Annotated in this window: 9 protein-coding genes; 2 read left to right on the top strand and 7 right to left on the bottom strand. The window is 64.6% G+C overall.

What is annotated here, in order from left to right; translation table 11 throughout:
• Window positions 1-219 precede the first annotated feature (219 nt).
• Complete coding sequence (gene dut / locus B384_RS0100010) at window positions 220-714, bottom strand: dUTP diphosphatase (RefSeq protein WP_019481096.1); 495 nt, start codon at window positions 712-714, stop codon at window positions 220-222.
• A 128-nt stretch (window positions 715-842) separates the two neighbouring features.
• On the opposite strand from dut, the gene B384_RS0100015 reads away from it, so the two are divergent.
• Window positions 843-1,307, top strand: a complete 465-nt coding sequence (locus tag B384_RS0100015) for a DUF3093 domain-containing protein (RefSeq protein WP_019481097.1) — start codon at window positions 843-845, stop codon at window positions 1,305-1,307.
• A 23-nt stretch (window positions 1,308-1,330) separates the two neighbouring features.
• Here the strand turns inward: B384_RS0100015 and B384_RS0100020 are convergent, their stop codons facing one another.
• The gene (locus B384_RS0100020; RefSeq protein WP_019481098.1) at window positions 1,331-1,630 is read right to left on the bottom strand and encodes a DUF4193 domain-containing protein; all 300 of its coding nucleotides are present in this window, start codon (window positions 1,628-1,630) and stop codon (window positions 1,331-1,333) included.
• Between the two features lie 37 nt (window positions 1,631-1,667).
• Window positions 1,668-1,808: a hypothetical protein gene (locus B384_RS20940; protein ID WP_162148071.1), complete on the bottom strand. Its 141-nt coding sequence runs from the start codon at window positions 1,806-1,808 to the stop codon at window positions 1,668-1,670.
• 60 nt (window positions 1,809-1,868) lie between these two features.
• Here B384_RS20940 and sepH point away from each other — a divergent pair, with 60 nt between their 5' ends.
• Window positions 1,869-3,161, top strand: coding sequence for a septation protein SepH (sepH, locus tag B384_RS0100025; RefSeq protein WP_019481099.1), 1,293 nt, complete (start codon window positions 1,869-1,871; stop codon window positions 3,159-3,161).
• Window positions 3,162-3,210: 49 nt separating this feature from the next.
• Here sepH and B384_RS0100030 read toward each other — a convergent pair whose 3' ends face one another.
• From B384_RS0100030 to B384_RS17155, 4 genes are all read right to left on the bottom strand, one after another.
• A complete protein-coding gene (locus tag B384_RS0100030; protein ID WP_019481100.1) occupies window positions 3,211-3,924 on the bottom strand; it encodes a thymidine kinase in 714 nt (237 codons plus the stop codon).
• Window positions 3,917-5,113: a nucleotide pyrophosphatase/phosphodiesterase family protein gene (locus B384_RS0100035; RefSeq protein ID WP_019481101.1), complete on the bottom strand. Its 1,197-nt coding sequence runs from the start codon at window positions 5,111-5,113 to the stop codon at window positions 3,917-3,919. The genes B384_RS0100030 and B384_RS0100035 overlap by 8 nt, the downstream gene beginning before the upstream one ends.
• 6 nt (window positions 5,114-5,119) lie before the next feature.
• A complete protein-coding gene (locus B384_RS0100040; protein ID WP_019481102.1) occupies window positions 5,120-5,794 on the bottom strand; it encodes a DUF5998 family protein in 675 nt (224 codons plus the stop codon).
• A gap of 90 nt (window positions 5,795-5,884) precedes the next feature.
• Window positions 5,885-6,164: acetate--CoA ligase family protein (locus tag B384_RS17155; protein WP_035766029.1), on the bottom strand; the 280-nt coding region annotated here is incomplete at its 5' end.

Below are 6,164 nucleotides of genomic sequence, written 5' to 3' on the forward strand. Positions count from 1 at the left end.
CGTCCGTCGGCTCGGCCGTGTCCGTGGTGGCTGCGGGGCCCGTTGGCTCAGCGGCCTCGGCAGTTTCGGTTACCTCGACCGGCGCGTCAGCGGGTGTCGTGTCTTCAGCCGGGAGATTCTGTTGCTTCTTCTTCAGGCGCCCAAAAACCATGATTGGGTTCCTTTCCTTGGGTGTGTGGATCCTCCGGGAGGGGGTTCCTGGTCTGGATATCCTTGAGGTTATGCGTGAGTCGGAGCGGCAGCAGCATCAACGCTGTAGCCTCCGGTGGAGCCGAAGCCCCCGCTGCCGCGCACTGATCCGGGGAGTTCTTCAACCACGGTAAATTCGGCGTGCTCGACCCGCTGGATGAGGAGTTGGGCAATCCGGTCCCCTCGTTGAAACGCCAGCGATTCGGTTTTGTCAGTGTTCAGCAGGGTGACAGCAATCTCGCCCCGGTAACCAGCGTCAATGGTGCCAGGTGCGTTCACCACCGTCACCCCGTGCTTCGTGGCCAGACCCGACCGGGGATGGACCAGCCCAACGTACCCGTCCGGTAGAGCGATGGCCAGACCGGTAGGCACCAGCAAACGCTCACCCGGCGCCAACCGGAAGTCGATGCGGCTCCGTAGATCAGCTCCGGCGTCACCCGGCTGCGCATATTCGGGTGGGGCCATCCCGGCGTCGAGCAGTTTGATTTGCACGGGAAGTCTCCGCTGTGGGTCCAGCACGTTCATACTCCAGCTGCCTTGAAAGTGATCGGGGTTAGGCCTTCACTCTAGCGCGAAAACCTGAACGATCACCGGGTACCGGCAGGCCAACGGGCGAGGATGAACTACCCAGGAAAATCTGGGAAGGTAGGGGTATGTCAACACCCGCGCCAGGATCATCAGTCAGCACTGTCCTCTACGAGGAGCGGCTGTGGCCCGCCCTCTGGATCTGGCTGGTCGCGGCGGGAGCGGCAGGTGCATCAGTGGTCACGTTTGCTCCGATCAATCTCACCACCGGGTTTATTGCTGCGACTGTGGTTGCAGTGGTCCTCGGCACCTTGTTGGTCCTGTCAACCCCCCGGATCGTGGTAACCACAACACACCTGACGGTGGGGCGTGCCACGATCGAGCGCCGCTTCCTGGGCGGCGCTGCCGCCTACACCGGTGAAGACGCCACCGCGCAGCGAGGGCCGCAGCTCAATGGGATTGCCTACCTGTGTATTCGCGGCTGGATCTCACCGGTTGTCCGGGTGGAGATCACCGACCCGGATGACCCCACTCCCTACTGGCTGACGTCCACCCGGCGACCGGACCGCCTGGTGGCAGCCCTCGCCGGCTGACGCTTCCTCCCTCGCCGGGCCGATCAGCCTTCGCAGTCGCTGCAGTAGGCAAGCCCGTCTACGTGTTTGGCGATCTGGGAACGGTGCCGGACAAGGAAGCATGACGCACAGGTGAATTCGTCGGCCTGCGCGGGAAGAATCAGCACCTGGATCTCTTCGCTGGAAAGGTCAGCTCCCGGGAGTTCGAAGGAATCCGCGGCCTCGATCTCGTCTTCGTCAACCACAGGTGACTGGTGGCCAGCGCGGTGGGCCTTCAACTCTTCAACTGAGGCGTCCCCGGCGTCTTCGGGGGTGGTACGCGGCATGTCGTAATCGGTCGCCATAATTGGGGGTTCACTCTCCGGTGTGCTGTGAGATTGGTTAGTCGGGACTGTCCAACGTCGAGTCCAACGCTGACAGCCGGTATTTTGTGCCCGTACGCCAAAGATTGTCGCTGAACAACCCACTCTGATCCCAATCGGCGTCGAAACTTCCGCGCCACACCACGGGTGTAGTAGGCATGTCGGCCTTCAGGTGGCAGAGTTTCAGGGTAAGGAAGCATTGTCGGCTCGGAGGATTTTCATGCAGGAACTACGGCTGGTGGGTGTTCACGAGGACGGCGGACACCTGCACTTGAACGGTGAGGACGGCTCCAACTTCAGCCTGCCGATCAACGAAGCGCTGCGCATGGCGGTCACCCGCCCAATGGAACAGCACAAGATCAGCACTCCACCTCCCCCCGCAGGCAAACCAATTGTTCCGCTCTCACCCCGCGATATCCAGTCCCGCATCCGCAGCGGTGCCACTGCCCAGGATATCGTCGACGAGTCCGGCCAGGACCTTGCGCAGGTGCTCCGATATGAAGGGCCAGTGCGAGCCGAACGCGATTATATGGCCATTCTGGCCCAGCGGGTGGAGGTTTCCTCTGCCGTGCCTTCGAACGACGGCTACCGGTCAGCCTTCGGGGAAAACCCCGCCCAACTCGGCGACATGGTCGCATACCGGTTGCAGGCGTATGGGGTCGATGCCAACGCTGTTGAGTGGGACGCCTGGCGACGCCAGGATGGACTCTGGAACGTGGTGGCACGTTTTGATCTGGCACCAGACACCAGGGTCACCGTCGGGGAGGAACCTCCCGCTCAGTGGACGTTCAACCCCAGCCGGAAAACCGTCCTGAACACCAACCGGTGGGCCCAGTTGCTCAGCGAACTGGAACCGCTCGACGGCCCCCTGCCCACACGGCGGCTCAGCGCCGTTGCTGATCATGTCTTCGACTTTGAAGCGCAGAAAACCCCTGAGGCTGCACCCGAAGAGGAAGAAGCCTCAGACAACCTGCTCGACGTCCTCCGGTCCCGCCGTGGCCAGCGTCTCGGCGTGGACGAGGACGGCGATGACGCCCTGGCTCATCTGCTGGCCAAGGGGGCGATTCCGGCAGCCCATCCCCGCCCCACGGAGGACGATGGGACGGAAACCCCCGCCTCAACTGATGACGACGACGTCGAGCCACGCAAGTTCGCTGGCCTGAGTCTGGCCCCGTCAGTTGCCGACGACGTCGAGTCCGGCATTGAGGGCAAAGCGACCTACAGCGACGGCACACCAAGACTCTTCGAATCGGTCAGCACCGAAACCCGGGAAATCAGCATTTTTGCCCGCCCGAATCGGCCAGCACAGCCCGGGCCGGAAGCCACCGAACCACGCGAGGATCGCGGTCCCGCTCCCGAGCACGCCTCAGCGTCCGATCGATCAGCATCCGATCGATCAGCGTCCGATCGATCAGCGAAACCGGTTGAGGAAGCATCGGATCGCAAGATCCGGCCGAAGCGTTCCAGCGTCCCCAGCTGGGACGAAATCGTCTTCGGCACCAAAAGCGACTAGTCGCAGTGAACGAGTAGGTCGCCGGGGATTTCCTGGTTGCCGCTTGCTCCTAGGCGAACGGCAGCAACATCTCGTTGCTTTTCATCGCCGTAGCGGTCCTCAGGGTGACCCTCCGCGTGTGATGGCGCCGGCAGAGTGTTTCATAGCCTGTCACTGGTGCGTGCGGGGACTCGGCAACCGAGCCGCCGGTGAGCGGTAGTTCCGGCTGGAGCGGATCCCGCGGCTCCGAGGCCAGCTCAACGTCGCCGACCACCATCTGGTCGCCCTCAACTACCATGACGCCGTCGACGGTCCTCGCGTTATGGGTTGCCCGGCGCCCGCACCAGCAAAGCGCCTCCACCTGAAGGACCTGGATCCGGTCGGCGAGTTCGATGAGCCGCTGCGAACCGGGAAAGAGCCTGGTGCGGAAATCGGAGGTGATACCGAACGCGAACACGTCCACGTCCATCTCGTCGACGATACGGGCCAGCTGATCGATCTGCTCGCCCAGATAAAACTGGGCCTCGTCGCAGATGAGGTAGTCCACCCGTTCAGCTGACGTCCGGCGCCTGACAATTTCGGCCCAGAAGTCGGTGGTGTCGGTGACTTCCACCGCTGGGGTCTGTAACCCGAGCCGGCTGGAAATCATTGCCTCCCCCGCCCGGTCATGGGAGCTGAAGAGCAGACCGGCCCGGCCGCGGGCGCGGTGGTTGTGGTCCATCTGCAGCGCCAGGGTGGACTTCCCGCAGTCCATGGTGCCGGAGAAAAAGATCAGCTCAGCCACGGGTGCCCTTCCCTCCCGGGCGGTTCAGGGTCAGGAGTGGGACTTCCCGCTCGGCCCGGGTGAGCGAGCCATGCTGGCCGACCACTTCCATGGCCGACGCGGAGGTCCGACGGCGATCGTATAACGCGATGGGCTCCCGCGCCGCGATCATGAGGTCTCCGATGCGGGGCAGCACTCGCTGATCGACCTCGCCAAACAGGCCCGCGTCAACGGCCTGGTCGCGGGTGAAGATCCATGCGAGCCGGCCGTAGGCGTCCCGCCACGCCGCCAGGAGTCGTTCCTGCCCTCGGGGGGACAGGTCCGGTTCAAAGTACAAGTGGAGCATCCGCGGCTCGCCAGCGGTGTGGGCCACCCCGTCGATGAGTTGCGGTTGGGTGGAGAAATCGTGGCGGTGGTCGACGTCGACGTCGACCATCCCGTGATCGGCGGTGAGCAGCAACAGCGTATCGGACGGTACGCGTGCCGCGAGGGTCCTGATCGCTGAGTCAACATCCTCCAACTGGTTGCCCCATTCGGCCGAGCCGCAGCCGTAGCGGTGGCCGGCCTTATCCATCTCGTTGAGATACAGGTAGACCAGCGCCCGGTCGGAGGCAGAGAGTTGCTCATGGGCGCCGCGCACCCGGGCCTGGAGTGTTCCCGCCGCCACATAACTGCCGCCCCGCAACGCCGCCCTGGTCATTGCAGAGTCGGCGAATTTGGGGAGGGACACGCTGACCACCGGGAGCTGCCCGGCCGCCTGTTCAAAGACTGAGGGATACGGTTGCCACTGCAGCGGATCGACTCCCGGGTCCCACCCGCCCAACATGTTGACGACTTTCCCCTGCTCCGGGTCCAGTACATCGTAGCCAACCAGCCCGTGCTTGCCCGGCGGCAGGCCGGTGCCCAGGCTCCCGAGGGATGCGGCTGTTGTTGAGGGGAAAGCCGAGTTGAGGGTTCGTGCGCCGTCCAGATGACGGCGCAGGAACGGTGCGTGACCGCCGCGTTTCTTCAGCAATGAGGAGCCGAGCCCGTCGACCACCACCACACACACTCGTGAGGCCGTGGGCAAGCCCAGGGCGTTGAGGAAGGGGCCGGACGCTGAGTCCAGTCCCAGGGCCGCCGCCGCGCTGGTGAAGACCTCGGCGACGGTGCTGCGCCCATAGGGCGGCGCCGCCGGAAGAGGCTCCCGGTGTTCGGTCAGAGATTCCACCAGCGGCTAGCCCTGGTGGTGGGTTCGGCTGAAGCGGGCGCCGAGGCCGGGCTGCCTGCGCGGCGTCGGGCTGACGGTGCTGCCGGCACCCGGCATCACCGGGTTGGCTGTGTTTACCTTCCGCAGGGCCCTGGCGAATGATTTCGCGTTCTGGACCGCCTGCATACCGTCGGCCTCAGCGCTGACGCGCAGCACGATGTCTTCCTGGGAAATGGTGCCGGTGTACCCGTGGTCGGCGTCGCACTGGGGGTCGCTGCACCCGGCCGGACCCATGTCCAGGCGCTGCCCGCCGGACCAGGCAATGGCGAGGGTCAGCTCCCGAGCCTGGTCGGAAGGCTTGTAGTCCTGGGGCTGGGCGTAGAGGTAGCTGAGGACCACTGAGCGGATCTGGCTGACCGGGACGGACTCGGTGGAAACCTGGGCCATCATCTGCTGCCCGTCCTCGTCCAGCTGCTGGTCGTCGACGTGGGTGATCACCAGCATGTCCTCGGTGAGAACCAGCACGGTGATATGGCGGTGAACCTCGTTGCGTTCGAAGTGGGTTTCGAGGTGCACCACATGGGAGAGCGGTTCCCGACCGTCAAGGGCGTCGTGCACCGTGTCTGCCACCAGGCGCGGATAAAATCCTGCCCGTTCCAGGGAGGCGTCGAGGCTGCGGCGTTCAGCGGAAAGCGATGTCATACCTCCAGTTTCCCCCACCCGGGCACCCGCCACCTAACCCGGCGACCGGTAGGGCGCGCCGTTCACCCAGGACGGCGGCCGGCGTCGTCGTTAGTCCCGCATGGCCCGTCGTGCACTGTCGGTGCGACGCTGCGGGTTGCCGACCATAATGTCGGTGCTGAGGATGACCAGTCCGGTGGCCGAGACCAGCACCGGGTTGAACTCAAGCAAAGCGATCTCCGGGTGGTGGTCCTTGAGGACAGCCACCCGGCTGATCAGGTTTTCGATCGCGGCGATGTCGGTCGCCGGCAGGCCCTGGTAGCCAAACAGTTTGCGGGATGCGCGCGGGCCGCGGACCAGATCGGAAACGTCGACGGCGGATAGCGGCGGG

The organism is Arthrobacter sp. TB 23 (assembly GCF_000294595.1).
Lineage (GTDB): Bacteria > Actinomycetota > Actinomycetes > Actinomycetales > Micrococcaceae > Arthrobacter_D.